This is a genomic window from Paenibacillus sp. 2TAB26 (assembly GCF_052115145.1).
In the GTDB taxonomy this organism is placed as follows: Bacteria; Bacillota; Bacilli; order Paenibacillales; family Paenibacillaceae; genus Pristimantibacillus.
The window spans coordinates 59,933-83,949 of record NZ_JBFRGC010000028.1; the positions used below are offsets into that span (position 1 = coordinate 59,933).

20 protein-coding genes are annotated in these 24,017 nt (G+C 44.8%); 3 read left to right on the forward strand and 17 right to left on the reverse strand.

Annotation, left to right across the window (positions count from 1 at the left end; genetic code table 11):
* Positions 1-20: 20 nt before the first annotated feature.
* The 5 genes from AB4Z50_RS27735 to AB4Z50_RS27755 all read right to left on the reverse strand — a co-directional run bounded on the left by AB4Z50_RS27735 (position 21) and on the right by AB4Z50_RS27755 (position 5,197).
* Positions 21-854 (reverse strand): carbohydrate ABC transporter permease, encoded by an 834-nt coding sequence (locus AB4Z50_RS27735; protein ID WP_076270382.1) that lies wholly within the window; start codon positions 852-854, stop codon positions 21-23.
* 12 nt (positions 855-866) lie between these two features.
* Complete coding sequence (locus tag AB4Z50_RS27740) at positions 867-1,826, reverse strand: carbohydrate ABC transporter permease (protein WP_339205187.1); 960 nt, start codon at positions 1,824-1,826, stop codon at positions 867-869.
* Positions 1,827-1,905: 79 nt separating this feature from the next.
* Positions 1,906-3,228, reverse strand: coding sequence for an extracellular solute-binding protein (locus AB4Z50_RS27745; protein WP_441884376.1), 1,323 nt, complete (start codon positions 3,226-3,228; stop codon positions 1,906-1,908).
* A 183-nt stretch (positions 3,229-3,411) separates the two neighbouring features.
* On the reverse strand, positions 3,412-4,143 hold the full coding sequence (locus AB4Z50_RS27750) for a ThuA domain-containing protein (protein ID WP_441884379.1): 732 nt from the start codon (positions 4,141-4,143) through the stop codon (positions 3,412-3,414).
* Complete coding sequence (locus tag AB4Z50_RS27755) at positions 4,136-5,197, reverse strand: Gfo/Idh/MocA family protein (protein ID WP_441884382.1); 1,062 nt, start codon at positions 5,195-5,197, stop codon at positions 4,136-4,138. Before AB4Z50_RS27755 ends, AB4Z50_RS27750 begins: the two co-directional genes overlap by 8 nt.
* 141 nt (positions 5,198-5,338) lie before the next feature.
* Here AB4Z50_RS27755 and AB4Z50_RS27760 point away from each other — a divergent pair, with 141 nt between their 5' ends.
* Positions 5,339-6,244: a helix-turn-helix domain-containing protein gene (locus tag AB4Z50_RS27760; RefSeq protein WP_441884460.1), complete on the forward strand. Its 906-nt coding sequence runs from the start codon at positions 5,339-5,341 to the stop codon at positions 6,242-6,244.
* 308 nt (positions 6,245-6,552) lie between these two features.
* Positions 6,553-7,884 carry an ArsB/NhaD family transporter gene (locus AB4Z50_RS27765; protein ID WP_076270376.1) on the forward strand — a complete coding sequence of 444 codons (1,332 nt, stop codon included), beginning with the start codon at positions 6,553-6,555 and terminating at the stop codon, positions 7,882-7,884.
* An 82-nt stretch (positions 7,885-7,966) separates the two neighbouring features.
* Here AB4Z50_RS27765 and AB4Z50_RS27770 read toward each other — a convergent pair whose 3' ends face one another.
* Positions 7,967-8,524, reverse strand: a complete 558-nt coding sequence (locus tag AB4Z50_RS27770; protein WP_441884386.1) for an NUDIX domain-containing protein — start codon at positions 8,522-8,524, stop codon at positions 7,967-7,969.
* 160 nt (positions 8,525-8,684) lie between these two features.
* Between AB4Z50_RS27770 and AB4Z50_RS27775 the strand changes: the two genes are divergently transcribed.
* A complete protein-coding gene (locus tag AB4Z50_RS27775) occupies positions 8,685-9,677 on the forward strand; it encodes a lipoate--protein ligase (RefSeq protein WP_441884389.1) in 993 nt (330 codons plus the stop codon).
* Between the two features lie 91 nt (positions 9,678-9,768).
* Here the strand turns inward: AB4Z50_RS27775 and AB4Z50_RS27780 are convergent, their stop codons facing one another.
* From AB4Z50_RS27780 to AB4Z50_RS27830, 11 genes are all read right to left on the reverse strand, one after another.
* Positions 9,769-9,957 (reverse strand): hypothetical protein, encoded by a 189-nt coding sequence (locus AB4Z50_RS27780; protein ID WP_076270373.1) that lies wholly within the window; start codon positions 9,955-9,957, stop codon positions 9,769-9,771.
* Between the two features lie 72 nt (positions 9,958-10,029).
* The gene (locus tag AB4Z50_RS27785) at positions 10,030-10,176 is read right to left on the reverse strand and encodes a hypothetical protein (protein WP_179089894.1); all 147 of its coding nucleotides are present in this window, start codon (positions 10,174-10,176) and stop codon (positions 10,030-10,032) included.
* 143 nt (positions 10,177-10,319) lie between these two features.
* Complete coding sequence (locus tag AB4Z50_RS27790; RefSeq protein ID WP_441884393.1) at positions 10,320-12,026, reverse strand: methyl-accepting chemotaxis protein; 1,707 nt, start codon at positions 12,024-12,026, stop codon at positions 10,320-10,322.
* Positions 12,027-12,128: 102 nt separating this feature from the next.
* Positions 12,129-16,478 carry a M20/M25/M40 family metallo-hydrolase gene (locus tag AB4Z50_RS27795; protein WP_441884396.1) on the reverse strand — a complete coding sequence of 1,450 codons (4,350 nt, stop codon included), beginning with the start codon at positions 16,476-16,478 and terminating at the stop codon, positions 12,129-12,131.
* A gap of 317 nt (positions 16,479-16,795) precedes the next feature.
* Positions 16,796-18,361: an L-glutamate gamma-semialdehyde dehydrogenase gene (gene pruA / locus AB4Z50_RS27800; protein WP_441884399.1), complete on the reverse strand. Its 1,566-nt coding sequence runs from the start codon at positions 18,359-18,361 to the stop codon at positions 16,796-16,798.
* Between the two features lie 12 nt (positions 18,362-18,373).
* Entirely contained in the window at positions 18,374-19,288 is a 915-nt protein-coding gene (locus AB4Z50_RS27805) for a proline dehydrogenase family protein (RefSeq protein ID WP_441884402.1), read from the reverse strand.
* 31 nt (positions 19,289-19,319) lie between these two features.
* Positions 19,320-20,222, reverse strand: a complete 903-nt coding sequence (gene rocF / locus AB4Z50_RS27810; protein WP_441884405.1) for an arginase — start codon at positions 20,220-20,222, stop codon at positions 19,320-19,322.
* A gap of 98 nt (positions 20,223-20,320) precedes the next feature.
* Positions 20,321-21,526: an ornithine--oxo-acid transaminase gene (locus tag AB4Z50_RS27815; protein WP_441884408.1), complete on the reverse strand. Its 1,206-nt coding sequence runs from the start codon at positions 21,524-21,526 to the stop codon at positions 20,321-20,323.
* Positions 21,527-21,636: 110 nt separating this feature from the next.
* The gene (locus tag AB4Z50_RS27820; protein WP_441884411.1) at positions 21,637-22,359 is read right to left on the reverse strand and encodes an amino acid ABC transporter ATP-binding protein; all 723 of its coding nucleotides are present in this window, start codon (positions 22,357-22,359) and stop codon (positions 21,637-21,639) included.
* On the reverse strand, positions 22,359-23,009 hold the full coding sequence (locus AB4Z50_RS27825) for an amino acid ABC transporter permease (protein WP_076270366.1): 651 nt from the start codon (positions 23,007-23,009) through the stop codon (positions 22,359-22,361). The genes AB4Z50_RS27820 and AB4Z50_RS27825 overlap by 1 nt, the downstream gene beginning before the upstream one ends.
* Before the next feature lie 22 nt (positions 23,010-23,031).
* Positions 23,032-23,856, reverse strand: a complete 825-nt coding sequence (locus tag AB4Z50_RS27830; protein ID WP_441884415.1) for a transporter substrate-binding domain-containing protein — start codon at positions 23,854-23,856, stop codon at positions 23,032-23,034.
* Positions 23,857-24,017: the final 161 nt, after the last annotated feature.

Here is a 24,017-nt window from a genome sequence, read left to right on the forward strand (position 1 = left end):
GATAGCTCCTGTTTTTAGATTTAACCCTTCACTCCGCCTTCGTTAAATCCACCCTGTACGAATCTTTTTTGGAAAATAATATAAAGGATTATCGTCGGAATGAGCGCTATAATGGAAGCAGCAAATACCCATGAATAGTTTGTCGCATATTTATCGTTGAACATCAGCAGTGCAATTGGCAGCGTCCGAAGCGCCTCATCCTTAATAATGACTAGAGCCGTGAAATACTCCTCCCATGTGCCTTGAAAGGAAAGAACTGCAAGCGTCGCAATCGCCGGCATCGACTGAGGCAGGTAAATATTCCAGAAAATGCGCCAGCTGCCACCGCCATCGATCAACACGGACTCCTCGTACTCCTTCGGAATGCTTTGAAAGAATCCGCGCAAGAAGAACGTGCTGCCAACAACACCGCCGCCGATATAAATTAACCATAGCCCCCAGTAGGTGTTAACCAAACCAAATGATTTGATAATTAGAAACTGTGGAATAATGTTGATCACTCCGGGAATCATCATGGTCAGAAGAAACATTCGGAATAGAAACTCTTTGCCCGGAAACGTAAATCTCGCAAACCCGTAGGCGGTTAAACAGCCGAGAAACAAACTTCCTGTCATAGACACGATGGTAACGAGCGAGCTGTTCAGGAAATACCTTGCAAAATTATTTTTGCTCCATACTAGCTGGTAGTTATATAGGTTTGGGATGACGGAGAATACTTCCTTAGGCCGCGGCAGCGAGTATGCCCCTTTAATGAAGCTCGTCATAATCATATATACGAAGGGAAATAGAAAAGCCAACGCTCCAAGCACGATAATGCTGTAAACTAGTAGCTGAATATGCCATTTAGTTTTCATTTCTTCTCCCTCCTACAAAAAACGCTGATTGCCGAATTTTTTCATCTGAGAATAGGTGAGTAAAAACACTGCAATCCCCATCATGACGGCTACCGCAGATGCATAACCAAAGTTAAAGTTCTTAAATGCTTGCATGTACATAAGGCTTGGCAGCGTCTGTGTCTGATCCATCGGACCACCGCGCGTAATAAAGTACACTTGTGGAAAGAAGTTGAATGCTCCGTTAATTAGGTTAATAAGAACGAATGCGGTGACAGGACCTAACATCGGAACCGTAATGCTCCAGAACTGCTTCGTTCCGTTAGCGCCATCAATTTGCGCCGCTTCATAATACTCCTTCGAAATGCCCTGCAAGGCCGCCAAATAAATGACTACGCCCCAACCAACCGTTTTCCAAATATGAAACAACCAGATGACAATCATAGCCGTCCAATAATTTGATAAAAAATTAATCGGTTCATGGAATATGCCAAGCTGCTTATAAAAGATATAGTTGATCAAGCCATATTCACCGCCAGCGAACAAGAAGCGGAACAAGAAGGCGACCACGATCCAAGACGTGATGATGGGCAAATAATAAATCGTACGGAACACAATCTTATGCCTAACGAAGTGGATATTAATTAAGACCGCAAACACGATGGCAAGAAACCAGTTAATGGGTACCGTTACCGCGACGTTCAGAAACGTATTTCGGATTGCCATTAACACTTTATTGTTCGGATCCGTAAATGCGGATACGTAGTTTGCAAAGCCAATGAATGGATTTTCTGCATTAGGCATAATGCTGTATTCCTGGAAGCTTATAATTATGTTTTTAATCATCGGATAAATAACGAATACGGCCGTTCCTAAAACACCAAGAAAGATATAAGGCATAACCTTTATCCACTGCTGAATGCCCTTTTTCAACTTTACGCCTGCCGGAATTCGCTGCTCTTGCTTCGGCTGCCCCGTCACTGGTATAGACATATTGATGCTCCTTCCCTATCCTTCATCTCACTAGAGCCTTCATCTACCTTTGCAGTAGATGAAGGCTCTAGCATTTCACTTATTTCTTCAAAATAGCTTCAATGTTTTTCGCTGCCTCATCGAGCGCTTCTTTTGGTTTAAGCTCTCCACGGACCGCTTTCTCAAAAGCAAGATTAACGATTCCTTCCATTTCGCCGTATTGTGGAATCGGTGTGCGCGGCAGTGCAGTTTCAAGCTGCTTCACGTATTCTGTAACGAATGGCTGCTCAAGAAATGCCGGATCGTTTGCTGCCGTTTTGTTTGTAGGGATAAGACCAAGCTTGCTCATGATCTTTTGCGGCTCGTCGCCAAGCATCCATTTTGCAAATGTCCACGCCTCTTGCGGATGCTTCGAGTTTGCAAAGATAACAAGATCCTCGCCGCCTACAACAGATCGGCTGCCGCCTGCACCAGTAGGAATCAAGCCGCGAACCGTTTGCTCCAGCGGTTTGAATTTCGATTCTGCTTCGTTCATCAGAATGCTGTAAAACCAAGGGCCGTCATCAATCATCATATAATCATTGTTTTTCATACCGTCCCATGCGCCTGGCTCGCCGCCAAGAATCGTAGGCGTTACGAGTCCGTCTTTATTCCACTGTACAATCGTTTCGAGCGCTTTTACGCTCTCCGGGCTGTTCAAGTAGCCTTCAACCTTTGTATAGTCCTCGTTCGTCAATGAACCGCCAAGGCTCCAGAAGTAAGGCGATGCTGCCCATACGTTCGCTCCGCCGATGCCAATACCGCCCGGTTTGCCTTTTGCGACCGCAAGCTTGGCTGCTGCAACGAACTCATCCATTGTCGCAGGAGCTTCTTTTATGCCGATTTCATCCAAAACCGATTTGTTGTAGATAGCAATTTTTGTATTCGTGTTTACTGGAACGCCATAGTAGCCGCCGTTATATGCATTCGTTTCCATAGGCGCTTCGAACGTATTTGCTTTTAATGCATCGAAACCCTCGTTCTTGCTTATATCTTGCAGCGCTCCCATCTTGGCAAATTCAGGAACCCAAATAATATCCATTCGCATGAGGTCAGGTGCTGCATCGCCCGCTACTCCGGCAATAACCTGCTCTTTCAAGCCCTCGTATGGCATTCTTGTCAGCTTGAGCTCGATACCTGGGTTTTCTTTCTCAAAGAGCGGCTTAATATTTTCCGTGAGCACCTTCTCTTCTTGATCGCTATAGGTATGCCAGTATTCAATAGTAACTTTTTTGCCACCCGCTGCCGGAGCGTTACCGCTTTCATTTTTCGGAGCATTTCCTCCGCTATTGGCAGGTGCGTTATTTCCGTTTCCACACGCCGTAATCGTAAAAGCCATTACCGCCGCTAGTACCCCGTACGAAATTGTTTTGTACCATTTCATAGGATTGACCCTCCTCTTATTTATGCTTCTCCTTCATTATGCTTAGATCATTCTTCGTTAGAAACCGTTTTCATTGCGGAAAAGGTGTCGTATTTCACTCCGTTTTAAATGCCTCTTTTTTGGAAAAATAAAAAAGGTGTCTTATCTTTCTGTCTAAACAGAAAGATAAGACACCTTCACCATTTAATTTCCAATTGGCTCGAGCGGAGCAACACGTCCTAGCGATATGCTTGCGCCTTGAACAGGAGCCCTCCATCGTACGCCATTCGCAATGACTCTCAGCACATCTGGATGATGGTAGATCGGGAATGTTTCATGTCCAGGCCGGAAATAAAACAACTTGCCTTTTCCTCTTCGGTAGCAGCAGCCGCTTCGAAATACCTCTCCCCCCTCGAACCAGGAAATAAATACGAGCTCATCTGGCGCGGGTATGTCAAAGCGCTCCCCGTACATTTCTTCCTTCGGAATTTCAATATAATCATTTAAGCCGTCCGCAATCGGATGGCCGTGCTCGATAACCCAAACCCGCTCTTTCTCGCCATCGTCGCGCCATTTGAGATCTCCTGTTTTAGTGCCTAACAAACGCTCAAATATTTTGGAGCCATGGCCAGAATGAAGAACGATTAACCCCATGCCCTCCATGACGCGTGCGCGCACCTTCTCGACAATATCATCCCGCACCTCAGCATGAGCGAGATGTCCCCACCAGATGAGCACATCCGTATGATACAGCACATCATCGCTTAGCCCATGTTCAGGCTCATCGAGAACCGCTGTCTTTACTTCAAAGCCATCCACTGTTTTCAAGTAGCCGCCAATTGCGTTATGAATCCCTTCGGGATAGATGCTTGCTACCTGTTCATTTTGTTTCTCATGCCGATATTCATTCCAGACAGTTACCTTTATATTAGCCATTGTTAGAAGCCTCCTGTGTTATCGTAATCCAGCGCTCTTCCTGAGTGGATAGGAGAATAGAATCCAGAGTCAGCTGATTGATATAACCATCCTCAATTGTTGCGTCGAGACCATCTTGCTTGCCGTTCAGCAAATTAAAGAAGGACTGCATTTGATTTGCTGCGAACGAATTTGGAATATCGATTTTACGGAATTGCTTATCCTCTCCAAGCTTGATTTCAAGGCTATCCTCTTCTTCAAGGTTGTAGATGAGCGCTCCTTGCGTACCGTAAATCTCGATCCGTTGGTAATTGCCGCGGCCAAAAGCGAAACGAGATATGTTCATCGTAGAGGAGCCGCCATCTTCGAAACGGGCAAGCACATGGCAAAAATCATCAACATCCACCTCGCCTTTGCCCTCTCCATTTAGGTTGTCCCGCTCTTTTACAATCGTTCCTGCATCTGCGATAACCTTCACGGTTTCTCCGATAAGGAAGCGCTTAAGATCGAGAATATGAGAACCTAAATCACCGAGCGCACCCGATCCTGACAGATCCTTGCGGAATCGCCAGAGCAGTGGAATTTCCTCATTAATACCCCAGCTTTGCAAATACTGGCTGTATACGTGATTGATCTTGCCAAGCGTGCCTTGCTCAAGCAGCTGCTTCGCATATCGAACCGCGGATTTATAACGATACGTGAAACACACCATATGAGGGATGGGATGATTCGCTAATTCCTGTCTAAGAATCGCTGCTTCCCTCGCATCAAGGGCAATTGGCTTCTCAAGCGCAAATGGCTTGCGATGAATAATGGCGTCATACGCGATCTGAAAATGATTGCTGTTTGGTGTGCCTATGGTCACAGCGTCCAGCTCTGATTGCTTTAACATATCCAAATGATTTACATACTGCCGCTCAAGCGGAATACCCAGTTCATTGCCTTTGGCCAAAAGCGCTTCCTCATTACAATCACATATCGACCATATTTCAGCATGTTCACTTGCCAAGATGCCTTCAATATGAAAGTTAGCAATGCCGCCAAGCCCAATAACGCCTATTTTCAGCTTCTTCATATGCTTCATCCCGTCCTTATAGTGGCTTCAATTACAAACCCAGTATAGTTTGTGTTAGAATGAACGGGAATGTCCGATCTAGACTCTTTTTGTACAAAAGCGACTTTTACGGAGTGAAGGAGGTCATAACTATTGCTGTCCATGAACATGGATTTAGTGCCTCGCATAAAAATTATGGGGTTTATTGCTTACAGAAGCCCGTGGATTCATTTCAAACGAAATATAAATGAGTATGTGCTCTATTTCATCAGAAGTGGAGAACTCCATATTAAAGAGGAGAAAAATCATTATGTTCTGCGTAAAGGTGACTTGCTTATTCTTGAGCCCAATTTGAATCATGAAGGAACTGCAAAGCATGTTTGCGATTACTATTACATTCACTTTGAGCATTCAGATATTAAAGCTGTGTATAGGGATGATATGCTGGCTTTAGCCAATTACTTTATTGTTGAGCATGACCAGTCTCCGTTTATTGAGCATAAGCCTACCGTTAATGGAATCCATCCAAATCACTGCTACTTCCCCAAATACCATACGATTTCTGATAAAACCAGATTTAATCTCATCCTGCATGCATTAAATGAAATGCAGAAGCTCTATATGCGCAGGTATTACAATAGAAGCCTAACTGCTTTTCAATTTATGCAATGGCTCGTTGAGCTCTCACGTGAATATTTTATGGATGAGCTGAAGCGCAACGACCGAATTCATTCGAAGTCGGTTGTTAAGGTTAACGCGCTGCTCGATTATATCCATCAAAACTATCAGAGCAAAATAACCGGCAAAGACATTGAGCTTGCATTTGAAGGCAACTATGATTATTTAAACCGTGCCTTTAAGCTCGTTACCGGCCAATCGATCATTCGGTACATCAACGCGGTTCGAGTAAACCAAGCGAAACAATTGATTGAAACGACGCCGCTCAGCATAGGAGAAATCGGTTATCTAGTCGGGATCAACGATCCCTATCATTTCAGCAAAGTATTCAAAAAATATGTCGGCCTCTCTCCTACTCAATATTTTAAGCAAGTATGGAAGAGCGACTAAAAACCCTCCAAACGACCATCGTTAGGAGGGTTTTTTTGGGCTTTAATCCATAGAAGCTATCTATCATTATGGGGCAAATATCTTCAATTGATACTAGCAGATTTTGATAGAGATAGGGATATTGACCAGTACGAACACTCTATCATGTACGTATACTTACACTACATAGATACAAAATAAATAAGAGAAAGGAGGATCTCTAGCTTTGCTAGAATGCTAGTTTTCCAAGTAGCCTAAGGTTCTATCTAGAAAAGGAGTGCTGCACAATAAAGCAAAAAAAGGGTTCAAAACTGAAAAGAGGTTAAAGCATGCATGACTTAATGATCATTATGACCATTTCCGCGTTCCTTCTAACAATCAGCTTCATCTTCTGGCGACCGCAGGTCAATGAAGCGATACCCGCAACAATCGGAGCTGCAGTCGTTCTTCTTAGCGGAAGCGTCTCGCTTTCCGATCTCGGTCAAATAACCGAAACGATAAGCGGGGCTGCGGTCACCATTATTGCTACTATCGTTATGGCCATTGTTTTAGAAAGCTTCGGTTTTTTCTACTGGGCAGCCGAGCTGCTCACCAAAAAAGCACGCGGCTCCGGCATTCGTTTGTTTTGGCTAACAAACTTATTTTGCTTTCTCATGACGCTTTTTGTAAACAACGACGGAAGCATCTTAATTACAACGCCCATATTACTGCTCTTGCTGCAAAATATGGGACTAAAAAAACATCAAAAAATACCTTATCTCTTATCTGGCGCATTAATCGCAACGGCATCTAGTGCCCCTATCGGCGTAAGCAATATCGTCAATTTAATTGCGTTAAAAATCGTTCATATGGATCTCTACATGCATACCGCCATGATGTTCGTACCCGCTTCGCTTGGACTTGTCCTCTTGTCGCTCCTGCTGTTTGCCGTCTTCTATCGCACACTTCCAAAAACACTTCCTCCCGCTTCCAGGTGGAATCTTATGCCCGGCAGCCATCCGTTAAAGGAAACCTTGCCTAAAGAGAACCGCAACCGCTTCATGCGCAATATTCTTATTTTTGTATTCTGTGTTCGTATCAGCCTCTTTGTCGCTTCCTACATCCACTTCCCCGTCGCTGCAATGGCTGTTATCGGATCTGCTCTTCTGCTAGGCTGGCGTTGGTACCACTTAAAAATTTCACCGGCGGACATGCTCAAAAAAACACCTTGGTATATACTCATATTCGCTTTCAGCATGTATGTGATCATTTATGGCCTTAACAACATCGGTTTAACGGATTGGCTTATTCATCTTATGCAGCCTCTCATCTCAGGAAGCCTGCTTCACGCCAGCGTCCTCATGGGCGGACTTTTAAGCGTACTCTCCAATTTATTCAACAACCATCCCGCACTTATGGTCGGTACGATTACACTAATGAATATGGGGCTTGATCCTCTGACGTTGAAAATTGCTTATCTCGCTAGTGTCATCGGCAGTGACATCGGTTCGCTCCTATTGCCAATTGGCACACTGGCAACGCTTATGTGGATGCATATCGTACGTAAAGGTGGGGTTCCAATTAGCTGGGTCCAATATTTGAAGGTAACTTCAATCGTCATTCCGATTACCGTTGTATTCACGTTAATTCTATTATCGTATTGGGTATACTGGGTGTTCTAATTCGCAAAAAAGAGACCTTCTGCAAGGAAGGTCTCTACTATAAATAACAGGATAAACATTTCATCTGGTTAATAGCTGTATTTTATACTCGAAATAATCCATAACCGTTCAAAGGCACGACAGGCGACATATCTATCTTGAGTCCTTGTGATTGTCCATGGAAAGCAACATCAACCAGCCACTGTGTAAAACTGGCAACATCCATTGCTTCCAGCTCCTGCAAGGTGAAGAAACCGGCAGCGTCAACCTCCACAAAATCCGGGGTAGGCTCTCCGCTCACATATTCCATCTCAAATGCGACGTACAGATTATGTATATTTCTCGGCTGATCACGCAGTGCTACAACGTTTTTTACGATTGCTTGCACGCCGCACTCTTCCATAACCTCTCGCTCAATCGTGTCTTGAATGGCTTCCAGCTGCTCAATATAACCGCCCGGATTCGTCCATTTACCTTTTCCAGGCTCTTGTGCTCGGCGAACGAGCAAAATTTTCTCATCCTTTACGACCAGTGCTCCGACACCAATGCTATAATTTCCCCAATGAACGAAGCTGCAGCTTGTACAAGCTCGCCTCATCGTACCGTCAACGTCACGGGTTTCGAGCTCATGACCGCATGACATACAAAATTTCGCTTCCATTTGCTTCACCTCTGCATCAAGCTTTTTTTCTCATTCGATTATACGAATTATTTCAGCTTATGCATAGGTTGTACCCATTAAGTACGAACCTTCATTTGATAAGGAACAGGACGTACAGGTATAATGCCAATATGAGCTACAGCATAGGAGGACAAAGATCATGCGTTTTGTAAGCAATAATGGCATCACCGACCCAACGCTTAATTTGGCATTAGAGGAATATATATTGCGTTCATTGCCTGACAACGATGACTACTTGCTTTTCTACATAAATGAGCCATCCATCATCATTGGCAAAAACCAAAATACCGTCGAGGAAGTTAATGCAGATTACGTCGAGAGCAGTGGGCTACACGTCGTCCGCAGACTATCTGGAGGGGGAGCCGTCTACCACGATCTCGGCAACTTGAATTTCAGCTTCATTATGAAGGATGACGGTAAGTCCTTTCACAATTTCAAGAAGTTCACCGAGCCTGTTGTACGTGCGCTTCAAGAGCTGGGTGTAGACGCCGAAATGACCGGCCGAAATGATCTACAGGTTGGCGAGCGAAAAATATCCGGCAATGCGCAATTTTCGACGAAGGGCAAAATGTTCAGTCATGGAACGCTGCTGTTTAATTCTGAAATCGAAAATGTTGTATCTGCGCTAAAGGCAAATGCTGAGAAATATGTATCGAAGTCAACGAAGTCGATCCGCAGCCGCGTGGCGAATATTACAGAGTTTTTGAAGGAGCCTATGACGATAGAGCAGTTTAGGCAAAGACTGCTTCAGTCCATCTTTGAGCAATCTGCTGAAATCCCGTTCTACGAGTTATCTGAACAGGACTGGCAAAATATACACAAGCTGGCGGAAGAGCGCTACCGCAGCTGGGAATGGAACTATGGCCGTTCTCCATCCTTTAATGTACAGCAGAAGAAACGAATCGAAGGAGTTGGCACCTTTGATGTTCGCCTTCAGGTTGAAGAAGGATTGATTGTGAACGCTGCTATTTACGGAGACTTTTTTGGCCGTGGCGACAGCAATGAAGTTGCTCAGAAACTGATCGGCATTCGTTATGAAGCTTCCGCTCTAAAGCAGCTTACAGCTGATTTTGATCTGCCCTTCTATTTCGGTCCGGTAACGAAAGAACAATGGCTTGAGTTAATTTTGTAAGCAGCATGCAAACAGCCCCTTGCGATATGCGAGGGGCTGTTTACGTAATCATTGAAGGAGAGATTATGTTCACCCTTCATCCCCGCTCTCTTTATCCATTGAAACGTCGATATAACCGATTTACTGCTGCTGACATCTTCTCATTTTCCTTCCCCTTGCGCTCCAGGTTTTCCTGATCTGCCCTCTCAAGCGAAAGCAGGATTAATCCATAACCAACGGCTGAAAGCGATGCTGAAAGCTTGGCCAGTTCTTCAGACTTAATCTCTTTTTTATCTGCCATCAACTTTTCTCCTTTATATTGAAATTTTTAGAATACTTTTATGTGATAAGCTGAATCATCATGGTCAAAGGTTTAAAGCAGCTCTTCCTTTTCCTCTTTTGCTTTTATGACGGCAAACAATCCAAATAAATCGCCAATGACTAATATAACTGCAGCCCATATAGCAAGATCATCAGACGATAATTCGGTTATCTCCGGTTTTGTTGTCGTTTTTGGCATTCGGATTAAGCTCCTTGATTTCATGTGATGATAACAGCCTATGCCAAGGAGCTGATTTGGGTTTGGGCGTATGCCGCTGTGTCCAGAAATAAAAAGGACGACAGCAAGAAACCCCAAGCGGTTCGCTCGGGGCTTTCAACCAGTTATACCATTCTGAACTTAGAGACATGGCTTTGCAAATCACCTGCTGCAGCATGAAGCGTTGTTGCAGATGCTGTTATTTCCTCCATGTACGCAAGCTGCTCTTCGGTTGCTGCAGATACGCTTTGCGTCAATGCTGATGATTCATTAGCCTGCTTCGCGCTGGCTGAAGTGGAAGCAGCAATGTTTTGCGAGCCTGTAGATATTTGTATGGATGACGCAGCAATCTCTTGAATTTGGCTCGCTACCTCACTCACTGAACTGCGGATAAGCTGAAATTGACTGCTTGTCTCGATCAATGAACGCTTTCCCTTTTTCACTTCATTTTTCCCTTTATCCATCATAGAAACAGCCTGCATTGTATTGCTGCGTACAGTGCCGAGCAGCTTAGACGCTTTTTTTGACGCTTCTTCCGATTGTTTCGCTAAGTTTCTAACCTCTTCCGCTACTACAGCAAACCCTAAGCCATGTTCCCCTGCCCTTGCTGCTTCAATGGTTGCATTTAATGCAAGCAGCCGAGTCTGGCCCGAAATGGATGCAATTAATGCTACGATGTTCTCGATGTGCTGCACGCTTTCCTTCACATTTTCCATGGAATTCGCAGTTTCATCGACGATTTGATCAATGCTGCTCATGTCTTGGGTGGCAAGCTCCATGCAGGAATGTCCTCCATCTACGATAAGAATGGCTTGCTCTGACGTTTCCGAAATCACAGTTACCGCGGATGTTATGCTTCTAATTGCTTCGACAATGTCCTCCATCGCTGCTGAAATTGCTTCTGAACCTTGCAACTGTTCCTCCGCTGATGCAGCAACCAGCTGCGTTGATTCAACGATGTAATACGTAGCCGCTGAGGTTTGTTTGGCTCCTTCACGCATCTCCTCCGAGCTTGCTGCCAGCTGCTTCGCTGCCTGATTGACCTGCTCTATCATCTCCTGCAAACCACTTCTCATACTATCAAACGAGTCTGCTAATGAACCGATTTCATCTTTATTTCGAATGTGAAGAGGCGTGCTGCGCAAATCACCGCTGGCTACGGCCACAGCTAATCCAGACAAACGTCTAATGGGAATGGAAATATTTCTAGAAAGCAGTGTACCAAGCAGCAGCGTCACCGCAATAAGGAGGATACTTCCGATAAGCATAGAACTATTTGACTGATTAACTTCCCTATCGTTTGCCAGTACCTTTTCCGACATAACGTTCTCTTGTTTTTGAGCGAGTTTAATCGCATTGGTGCGAATTAGCTTGGCCAAAGGGAAAACCCGTGTGTTGGCATAAGAAGTGGCTTTTAACTGCTCCACATCGTTAAACGCTGCTATCCGTTCCATGTATTGATTGTTCCAGCCCAGAAGGGCGTCAAGCGCTTTAATATCTTCCTCATTTTGTATCAAAGCTTGTGCTGCCTTTGCTTGACTAACAATATCCGCACTTACCGCATCCATTTCTTTTAACATGTCTTTATTTTTATTCAATAAGTAATCGCTAAAGCTGCTATTGAGCTGAACGGCATTTCTTTGAATAGACTCCATATTCATAAGGACGGCTACATTATTGTTAATAAGCTCATTATAGGATCTATTAAGGTTATTGAGATTATAAAAAATAAAGCATAATAGAAGCATAATAAAAACAATTGCAGCAAAAAAACTGCCGTAAATCTTATTGGCTATCGTTAATTTACGTTTGCTCCCAATATTCAATTTCATCTATGCCGTCCTCCTTGCGTTTTCTGTGAGGCAATATGTACTTCATAAAAAAGCTTTAAATAAAAGGGCTGCCGCTGGCAGCCCTTTATCTATTGCTTTAATTTAATTTTTCTTAAGGAGCTTGCTAATGATAACGGCTGCTTGCGCTCTGTTAGCTATGCCTTTTGGAGCATAGGAGCCGTCCGTCATGCCGTTGATCACGCCTTGTTCTGTCAGAAGGGCAATCGCTTCTTTCGCATACGATGCCATTTTAGCTTGGTCGCTAAATTTACTTAAGGCACCCTCTACGTCACTTGCTGCTGCATCCTTATTGATGAGCTTCAAGGCGTTCGCAGCCATAATAGCCATTTCCTCACGTGTAATCGGTCGGTTAGGATCGAATTTGCCCTCTCCTACACCTTGAGCCAGTCCTGCTTTCACCGCTGCAGCTACTGAAGCGTAGTACCAATCCGACGTTTTCACATCACTGAAGTCTGCCGTGGCAGTCGCATCCGCTAATTGATAAGCGCGAACAAGCATCGTCAAAAACTCAGCTCGCGTTACTTGTTTAAGCGGTGCAAATGATGTGCTGCTAATACCTGTAATAATGCCTTTTCCAGCCAACTCCTTAATTGCGTCTCCAGCCCATGCCTCGACAGCTCCTAAATCTTTAAACTCAGGAACGTCAACTGGCGTTGGCGTAGGTTTAGGAGTCGGTGTTGGCGTTGGTGTTACAACTGGACCTGGTCCGCCGGTGCCTGGGTCCGGTGTTACAACAGGTCCCGTCTCCTCAGCAAATGCCGCTGTAAATATTGCATTAGCCACCACTCTGAATTGCTTTTGCGGATGTGCTCTGTTCAGCAAATCATTCGCAAATAACGTGACATTAATTTTGCCTTTTTTGTAGGTGAAGCCAATCGTTTTACCTTTTACTTTATCATTTCCAGGCCACCAGCCTGCTTTAAAGAAGTCAGCATCTGTACTTGCCGTTGCCAACACCTTTGCATTTGCAGGAGTAGAAGTGATCCATGAACCCGATGCCGTGTAGAAGTATTCTTTTGCATCGTACGCAGCCGTAATCAAATGCGTTTGATCCAGCTCTGTTTTGAACAAGCCTTCATGAGAGCTTCCTGTCGTTGCGAAATCGAATCCTGGCAGCAGCGTCGAACCCTTCATTGTGTTCATTGCTGATCTTCCGAATCCAATATAAGGCTTGCCCTCACCAATCAGGTTCGTGCTTGCTTGTCCGCTTGTGTTAATAAGTACATCGCTTGCCGCCATATCCGTTGTCACAGGGAAGCCCAAATCTTTTAGAACAAAAGCAGGGACTCCTGTTGCGGATACCGTCGTTAATTTCAGCAGCGGCCCTTCTTTGCTGTTCTTACTGTCAAAGGCAATAACATCTAACAAATATTTTTTGGAAATAGACTGGAGATCCGCTTTGGAAACGAGGAAATCTCCTAATTCATAACCTGCAGCACCTTTGCTCAGCATCGTTACTGCTTTCTTAGCTGCAAGCAATTCATTTACTGCTTTAATGGCCGCATTGCTTGTATTTCTAATGACATACTGTTCTGCGTCGCCTGGAATGGTCGTCTCTGGGATTACGACTCCAGTAACGCTCGTCGTTTTACCGGAGAAGGCTCCATCCTGACGAACCACATAACGATCAAAACCTCTCATATCAGCAAAGCTTTGAACGATTTCCGCATACATTTCAGAGAAATCCGATACATCAAAGCCGTCATACAAGACGAGGTTAGCATAACCCCTCTTCGCTTGCTTCATGTTGACAACATAAGAGCCAATTGGATAAACGACCTCGCCAATCGTCACAGGTGTCGTGGTTTGTTCGACTTTCACGCCATTGCTCAGCAAGTACTGAACCATTTCATACGTTGCTAGGCGGTTTTTTTGCAATTCGCTTGCTACAGGAAGAACATAATAGTCTGGGAAGAAATTAGTTTCTGCACCGCGCGGTCTGCCAATGACTTGATCAGCAGCATTCGTCAAATATTTATCAACGGTACGGCTGTCTGTATTCTCGACTCCACGTTTATAAACTTCAAGCTGGTTCAAAAACAATTTTTCTTTGTTTTCTACTACATACTTGGTTGCTGCAACGCTCGCATAGAAGAGTGCAGTCGTTGAATCCTCGTTAAGCTCTGGTATTTCCAGCGTGTGACCTAATGCACCATGGTGCATCGCATAAACAGCTGTATACGCAGGAGATGCATCGTCCCAGCCTGATTTATTAGGTCCATTGTTGTTTTGATGAGATTCATACGGAATTTCGTAGCTTGTATATTTGGTATTAGCTATACCTGCTTTACCCATCGCATTCGCTTGCTCGAGCATGCTTCCAATCAATAGATCGTACTCGAAGTTCGGATCATGCGGCGGCGTACACGGCTCGATCAGGAAGCTGCCTACGAAACCGTGCATATCCAAGAAGGAAAGCGGCGACCATTTGGCAATTTCTTTCGTTACGATTTTTGTTTCGGGCTGCGTTTGATAGGAATTATCGCGGTTCAAGTCAAACGAGTTGGCATTTGCCCGCGTATTCAATGAACGTCCATCTGGATTTTCCGTAAAATTCATTAGGAAAATAGCATTTTCAAGCGCATCATTTACGTTTAACGTAACGGGCAGCGGATTAGCAGCATCCTCGTTCGTATTAAACGTGATGTTATCCTTCATCCCCATTTCCCGGAAGAAGTTAAGAATAACGTCAACGCCAGGCGCTTCATCCGGATGGATATTGTTAAGCCATACTGGAACTTTATAGTCGGTGAACGTGCCATTTTTGATTTTATCCTGCAAGCCCTTCGGATCATTCATCATAGCAGGCATCGTTTCATTTAAGTATTTGTCTACAGACGCTTTGTCCTTTGCCAAAATCGTAAAATAAATGTTTCTGCCCTGCACGGATTGGCCAAGAACCTGCGTTTCGACATAGCGATTATTTTTCGCATTAATTTCTGCTGTAATCGCATCAATCTCTGGTTTAATTTCATCATACGAATGATAGCTGTCATAAACATTAAGCTTAATAGGTGCTGTCGCAATGGTGCGGCCTTTCTGATCTAGAACAGCAAAATCACGAGTACCAAGCATTGCCGGGTATCTGGAACGGTGAGCACCAGACAAGTTTGTTGTGTTGTAAATAAGGTCGAACGTAACTTGCGCTTTAACCGTCGTTCCATCCAGCACTGGCGTCCCTTCCAAATAGATGAATGGGTCTCCCGAATATGAGTTCGTGCCCCACTTTTTCCATTCGGTCAGAGGTTTCTCGCCATAGCTCCATTTCAGATCTGCAAGCGCTACGCCTGCCGGTAATTCGAATGAAACGTCAATCGTTCTTTTTTCTGTTATGGATGCTTTATCTTTGCTTAGTTGAAGCTCTTGTACTTCAAGAAGAATGCCTGTGAGGACTTTAGTAAATGTTGTTAAATGCTCTTGGATTCTTCCCGGATAAGCAGACTCGATATAATCAAGAGTATCTTTTGCTGTGTGCCATATCTCTCCATCCAGTGTAGTTTGCGTATAACCATCCTTGTCGCCAAGGCTCCAGTTCGTCGCTTCCAAGTAGGYGTAAGGAATGCCTGCTTTCGAGAATGGAGCATGATCACTCCAGTCTCCTGTTGTACCAGCTGGATACTTAGGATTTTCACCTGGATTAGTTATAAGGGAAAGACCAAGACGGTCAGCAATGCTAAGGCCTAGGTCACGAACGAAACCTTTTGAACCACTGCTGCCATAAATATACATATTGTCGCCGACAGCCACACTGTCGAGGTTAATCATCGCAACTGTGTTTTTCTTATCTTGAGCCGTCATTTGAGACACATAATATTGAGAACCTCTAAGTCCTTGCTCTTCCGCGCCAAACGCAATGAATTTAATCGTATACGGCGTAGCTAGCTCGGACACTGCTTTCGCTGATTCCAGCATAACCGCTACACCTGATGCATTATCATCAGCGCCTTTGCCTGCATTGACAGAGTCATAATGCGCGCCTACGATTATAACCTTTGGCGAGGTTCCTACTTTAGTCGCTACGATGTTATTTGAATTAACCGTTGTCCCACCGCGAGTATAGCTGAACGGCTGTACCGCAGTATTAAGGCCTAGTTTTTCAAATTCAGCCTTTACATAATTTCCGGCTTCAACCTCTTTCGCTGTACCCGCAACACGAGCACCGATTGTGGTCGCCATATAATTAAGATAATCATAAGCACTTTTACCAACCGAATCTTCCGGCTCAGCAAGTGCAGAGACGATCAGCGGCTCCGTATCCGAAGTTTCTTCCAGCCCCGTTGTTTCTGGAGCGACTACAGTCTCCTCAGCAGGAACCGAACCTGTATCGGCACCTTCCCGCGCATATGCAGCACCAGGAGCAATGATAGAGAAAATGAGCATTAAGGAAAGCATGAGTGCGAGAAGCTTTTGAGAGATAATCTTCTTAGACATGTTCTTCCTCCTTTTTTGTCTAGCAATTAAACCAATAAACAGAGTGCAGCCAAACGACAGATTGACAATGCTATACTCATCACTCCCATTCCGCTTTTGCGTTAATCAATTTTGACTTAATCTAGGATGCGCCTTATGTATATGTGGGTAAAGCGTCAAAATTTGTATACAATATACTTCTTTACGTGAGATAGTGTAACATCAACATTCCATATAGACAATGATATTTTCTGATATTCGATCAAAATTCGATAAAAATCAATCTTTTATGTTATTTTATATGACATTAAATTTTAAGAATACCGACCATTATTCATTCATAGTTTAATAGACGTAAGTTTAGCTTGCGTGAACAATAGCATATAATCATGTCCGCCAGCCTTTGAATCTGTACCTGACATATTAAATCCCCCAAAGGGATGAACGCCTACTAACGCTCCCGTACATTTACGGTTAATATATAGATTGCCGCAATGCATTTCCTGCAGCGCTGCTTGAATACGATCCTCTTCTGCTGAGAAAAAAGCTCCTGTCAGACCAAACTCCGTATCATTGTAAATATGAATAGCCTCCTGCCAATCCTTCGCCTTAGCAATCGCTAGTACAGGCCCGAAGATCTCTTCTTGCATTAACGAATCTTTTGGAGCAACATCAGCGAATACCGTTGGCTCTATGAAATAGCCGCTCTCTATTCCTTTTCCGCCGCCTGCTATTAATCTACCTTCACTCTTGCCTCTCTCAATGGCATTCAAAATCTTGTCAAAAGAAGCTTTATCAATAACAGGCCCGATTGCCGCATTCTCTTCCGGGGAACCCATAACAAGCTTGTTCGTTCTTTCTTTCACTTTTTCAATTAGCTCATCATACACATCCGCTACAACAATGGCTCTAGAGCCTGCCGAGCATTTCTGTCCTTGAAACCCAAATGCAGAAGCTACAATAGCATCAGCAGCTGCATCGATATTGGCCGTTTCATCTACGACAATACCGTCTTTCCCGCCCATTTCTGCTACAACTCGCTTCATCCATATTTGTCCCGGCGCTTGTTCAGCAGCCAGCCTATTAATACGCAGCCCTATTTCCTTCGAGCCTGTGAAGCTAATGAATCTGGTCTTTGGATGGCTAGTCAAGTAGTCGCCGATTTCTGCACCGCTTCCCGGCAAATACTGAATAACATCAGCAGGCATCCCCGCCTCCACCATCAGCTCATAGAACTTGTAAGCAATAATCGGAGTTGTAGATGCAGGTTTCATAATAATCGTGTTGCCTGCAACAATAGAGGCACTAGCCATCCCAGCGCATATTGCCAGCGGGAAATTCCAAGGCGGAATAACAATCCCGACGCCCAGCGGAATATAAGTCAGCCGATTGTCTTCACCTGCTAGCTTAACCAGCGGCTTTAGCTCATTGGTTTCCGCTAATTTCAACATTTCACGTGCATAATAATCCATAAAATCAATCGCTTCTGCCGTATCTGCATCGGCTTCTGCCCAGTTTTTACCTGACTCAATTACGAGCCACGCCGAAAAATAATGCTTCCGCTCCCGCATGAGCGCTGCGGCTTTCATCAAGCAGCTCGCCCGTGTCCATACCGATGTATGTTTCCACGTTTCAAATGCAGCAAGCGCTGATTTCATCGCCTGTTCAGCTAATTCTTGGCTCGCTTTTGCCACTTCACCTACTACTTCATCCGACTTTGCCGGGTTGCGCGATACGATATAATCAGAGGTATGAACGGTATGACCTCCAATATGCAGCGGGTATTGCTTGCCTAATTCGGTTCTCACATGAGCAATTGCTTCCAGAAAGGCAGCGCGGTTCTCAGCATTGCCAAAATCAGTCATCGGTTCAGTAACAAATGGCGTTACATTCCATTCTCTCATTGTCATTCCCCTCTACTTCCACATATTTTTCAGTACAAACCAAACGTTATCAGGTCGTTCTGCCAGTCTTCGCATGAAATAACCAAACCAATCTTCACCGTAAGGGACATAGATTCTTACTCTATAACCATCACGAACGAGTTCATCCTGCAGCTCCTCGCAAATGCCATAAAGCATTTGGAACTCGAATTGCTCCACTGGAATTCCCTGCTTTTTGATGAACCTTTTTGTGGTCTCAATGATGGCGCGATCATGGGTCGCTATCCCCGTGTAGCTGCCGCTCTGCAAATGCATCTTTATTAATCTCTCAAATGATTGATCGACATCCGTTTTCTGCGGATAGGCAACCTCTTCAGCTTCTTTATAAGCGCCCTTCACCAATCTTAGGTTGGCACGATTAAGTCCTAGCTCATAAACATCCTGCTCCGAGCGAAACAAATAAGCTTGAATAACGATACCTACATGGTCATATGACTCTCGCAGCCTCTTATATAGATCAAGAGCAGGCTGGCAGTGAGAGTAATCTTCCATATCGATTCGAACAAAAATGTTCATTTTCGCAGCGGCATCCAATATCGTTCTCATATGCTCCTCGCACAGCTTGCTGTCTAGATCCAGTCCTAAGCTTGTAAGCTTTAATGATAAGTTCGCATTTGCATTAGAAGCAGCAATTGCCTTTAGCGTGCGCAAGCACATATTTGCGGAATAAGCTGCCTCTTCCTTGCCTCGAATAAATTCACCTAAATGATCTAAAGTTGCCATTTTTCCTTGTTTATTAAGCTTCTTGACCGCTTCAATGGCGCTGCTTATCTCAACCCCAGCTACAAATCGGCTAGCTCCCAGCTTGAGGCCATATTTACGCGCCAAGCTCCCAATCCGAATGCTTTTGCCGAGAGTCAGAAAAAAGCTCCTCATCATTTTTTCCATAGCAAACCCTCGTCCCCTAACCGCCTAGATTCTATATGATTCGTTTGCCAAGCAGAGAGGTCGCCATCTCAACCGCAAGCCGAGAAGTACGCATGCCTACATCCAGCAGAGGATTTACTTCCACAATATCCATAGAGGTTACGCGGCCTGTTTCAGCTAGCAGCTCCAGCGCTAGATGCGCTTCGCGATAGCTTATTCCGCCTGGAACCGGCGTCCCTACACCAATAGCTTCCGCCGGGTCCATACAATCCATATCAAAGCTTACATGCACACCATCCGTACCGCTGCTCACAATCTCAATCGCCTTCTCCATGACTGCCTTCATGCCCATTCGGTCAATGTCATGCATCGTGAAGCAAGCGATACCTTCTGAGCGAATAAGCTCCTTCTCGTAATGATCCAAATCACGCGCTCCGATAATCACTACATTTTCTTTCTTAATGAGCGGTCCAGCTCCCGGTATATCGGAAAGCTTAAACTTCCCTAGACCCATCGCTACCGCAAGCGGCATACCGTGCATATTTCCGGAAGGAGTTGTCTCCTCCGTATTCAAGTCGCCATGCGCATCAAACCAGATAATACCCAAATTATTGTAATGACCAGTCAAACCAGCTAGCGAGCCAATCGCAACACTATGGTCCCCTCCTAATACGAGAGGAAAGGAGTCCGCAAGCACTGCGCGATAGACCTGTTCACCTACTAGCCCGCTCATCTCTTTCACTTCGGGAAAATATTTCATCTTGGGCTGCTTCGGATCAAGCACGCCATGCCTCGGGCAGCTGACCTCGTAGTTGCCAACTAAATCAAATCCCATACTTCTGATTTGACGCGCTAGCCCTGATTGAATAATGCTTTCCGGTCCAAGCTCCGATCCTGCGCGGCTTCCGCCCATCCAGAACGGAACGCTTATGAGTCTCACTTTTTTATTCGCCATAAAATCCGTCCTCCCCGTCTTGTTAAGATTCGCTTCCCCAATGCTTCCCAAAGTGAACATCCCCTTCCTTAAGCTGTCTCCGTCCGCAAATTCATCCTTTATTCGGATTGAAGCACAAGCGCAATCCTTTCTATCGCCCAATCGATCTCTTCTTTCGTTATAATGAGCGGCGGCGCGAACCTTATGGTCGTGTCATGTGTTTCTTTGCACAATAGCCCTTTCGCCATCAGACGTTCACAGTATGGCCTAGCTGCTGTATCAAGCTCCAAACCGATAAACAAGCCCTTACCGCGAATTTCCACAATATGCGGTGAACTAATTTCAGCTAATTGTTCTCGAAAATATTTCCCCAGTTCATCCGAACGCTCTGCCAGCTTCTCCTCCTCAATGACATCAATCGCTGCTGCAGAGACGGCACAAGCCAGCGGGTTGCCGCCAAACGTAGATCCATGCGATCCAGGCTCAAAAACATTTAAAATCGTATCGTTTGCGGCGATTGCCGAAATGGGCATTACCCCGCCACCCAGCGCTTTGCCCATAATATAAACATCTGGCGTTACATTTTCCCAATCACACGCAAAGCGTCTGCCTGTACGTCCAAAACCGGTTTGAATTTCATCAGCCACGAACAGCACATTATTTTGTTTGCACAATGCATAGGCTCCCGACAAATATCCTTCCGGCGGAATAATGATGCCCGCCTCCCCTTGAATCGGCTCAACGAGAAAGGCAGCTGTATTTGGTGTAATCGCCTGTTCAAGAGCAGCCAAATCGCCATAAGGAACTAGCTTGAAGCCTGGCGTAAATGGCCCAAAATCCTTTTTGTATTCCTCCGTTGATGAGAAGGATGTGACCGTTATCGTCCGACCATGAAAATTGCCCATACAAACGATAATTTCCGCTTGGTCGTGCTCCACGCCTTTGTCACGATATGCCCAGCGACGAACCGCCTTAATGGCGGTTTCCACTGCTTCTGCCCCCGTGTTCATTGCCAAAATTTTATTTTTACCCGTGTAATTAACGAGCTTTTCATAAAACTCACCCAGCTTATCATTGTGAAAAGCACGTGAAGTGAGCGTTACTTTATCCGCTTGATCTTTAAGTGCATGAATAATCTTTGGATGCCTATGACCATGATTAAGAGCGCTGTACGCACTGAGCATATCCATATACCGATTGCCTTCAGGGTCGTTCACCCAGACACCTTCAGCCTCCGAAATGACGATAGGCAGCGGATGGTAATTGTGTGCGCCGTATCGATCCGACTGCTCCATGACAACCGCTGTAGATTTGGTAGATGTCATATCGATGAAATCACTCCCTACAAATTTGTATACAATATTCAATTACTGTTATAAAAAAACCTGGATTGATTATTAACCACCAGGAATTCACAAACTAAACGACCTTGCTGCTATAAAACCTTTGCCAAAAAATCTTGCGTTCGCGGGTGCTGAGGATTTTGGAATACCTTCAATGGCACTCCCTCTTCAACAATGCAGCCGCCATCCATAAACAGCAGCCTATCGCCAACCTCGCGGGCAAAACCCATTTCATGCGTTACAATAACCATCGTCATTCCGTTTTGAGCAAGCTTCCGCATGACTTCAAGCACCTCGCCAACCATCTCAGGATCGAGTGCTGACGTTGGTTCATCAAACAGCATCACGCTAGGCTGCATGGCAAGCGCTCTCGCTATCGCAACACGCTGCTTTTGTCCGCCTGAGAGACGATCTGGATAGGCATCTTTCTTGTCTTCGAGCCCCACTAAGCGCAGCAGCTCCACAGCTTCTACATTTGCCTGCTCTTTACTCAGCTTCTTTAGCTTACGCGGAGCGAGGGTCAAATTTTCCAAGACAGTCATATGCGGAAATAAATTAAAATGCTGAAACACCATGCCCATTTCTTGACGAATCCGATTTAACTCCGACTGTTTATTTATAATTTCACGATCATTCAGCTGAATATGACCAGCCGACGGCTCCTCCAATCGATTCAAACAACGAAGAAAGGTGCTTTTCCCTGATCCGCTCGGTCCAATAACAACAACAACCTCGCCTTTGCGAATTACCGTGTCTATCCCCTTCAATATTTCGTTTTTTCCATAAGATTTGCGCAGCCCTTTTACGACTATCATCAGCTTCTCAACTTCCTCTCTAGCACAGCAAGCAGCCTGGATAATGTAAATGTCATGATAAAATATAAAGCGCAGGCGATTAACAACGGCTCCATCGGCGAGAAGGTGACGCTCTGAACCGTCCGAGCATTGAACATCAGCTCCGCAATGCCTATGACGGATATAAGCGAGGAATCTTTTATAATAATAATGAATTCATTGCCGATTGCCGGCAGCATGTTGCGGAAAGCTTGCGGCAGCACGATGTACCGAAGCGCCATACCTCTGCTCAGCCCCAAGGATCGAGCCGCCTCCGTCTGACCCTTGTCGATCGCTTCGATTCCCGCACGGAACACCTCAGCCATATAGGCAGAACTATTAATCGTAAGCGCTACCACTCCGGATATAAAAGGCGGAAGATTTATACCAAATCCAGTCAGTCCATAATGAATAATAAAGATTTGCACGAGCATCGGGGTTCCTCGTATGATCTCGATATAGGTAGAGGCCAAAAACTTAACCGGCCAGATGCGCGAGATTCGCATTAATGCAAAGACAACCCCAAGCACTGTGCCTAGTGCCACGCCGAAGAAAGACAGCTCCAGCGTGACCAAGGCTCCTCTCAAAAAAATCGGCCAATACTCAGCCATGAAACCGAAGTTTAAATCCATATCCAACTACTCCGTCCGCTCTTTATTCTCCAACCAGCTCATTGGCCTCAACAACATAACGATCAATTTCGCCGCTTTCCTTCAAACGAGCAATCGTTCCATCAATTTTATTAAGTAAATCTTGGTTGCCCTTCTTAACGGCTATGGATACGCCAGCTTCTTCTACGGGCTGCTCAATCTTCACTTCAGAAACTGCAATATCCGTTTGGGCCACTGCGTATTGATCCGCAACCGGTTTTTCTAGAATAATGGCATCTACACGACCGCTCTTCAGCTCCAAAATCAATTCAGGAATTTTAGCCAAAGACGTTAGCTTCGCATCGGCGATTTCCTGTGCAATGCCTTCTTGAATCGAACCTTTTTGAATACCGATTTTTTTGCCTTTCAAATCATCCAATGACTTGAATTGCTCAGTTTGGTCCTTTTTCACCAAAACGCCTTGGCTAGTCAGGTAATAGATTTCAGAGAAATCAACGTTCTTTTTGCGTTCTTCCGTAGGCGTCAGACCCGAAATAACCATATCTACTTTTCCTGTATCGAGTGCGAGCAGCAAACCATCAAAGTCCATATCTTGAATTTTGAGCTCAGCATTCATATCTTTTGCAATCTCTCTAGCAATTTCAATATCAAAACCTACGATCGTATCTTTACCGTCTATTATCTTATGGAACTCAAAGGGTGCGTAATCTGCACTTGTACCCAGGGTAAGCGTTGTTTTCTCTACTGCTGGAGGATCTGTTGCCGCGTTATTGTTCGTTGCAGCTGGCGTATTTTCCTTATTGTTTTGACCACATGCCGAAAGGACGACCATAACCGAAATAAGCAGCAATGATAATTTCTTTTTCATTTCCATCTCTCCCAATTCATTATCTGATTTAGTCTAAAATCCCCCGAATTGAATACGGAGTTAAATCTGTATACAATATACATGTATGATGGAAGTAATTATAACATCGGTTTCCACTATCTACAATGTTTTTTTATGATTCTATTAAAAATTGTTATTTC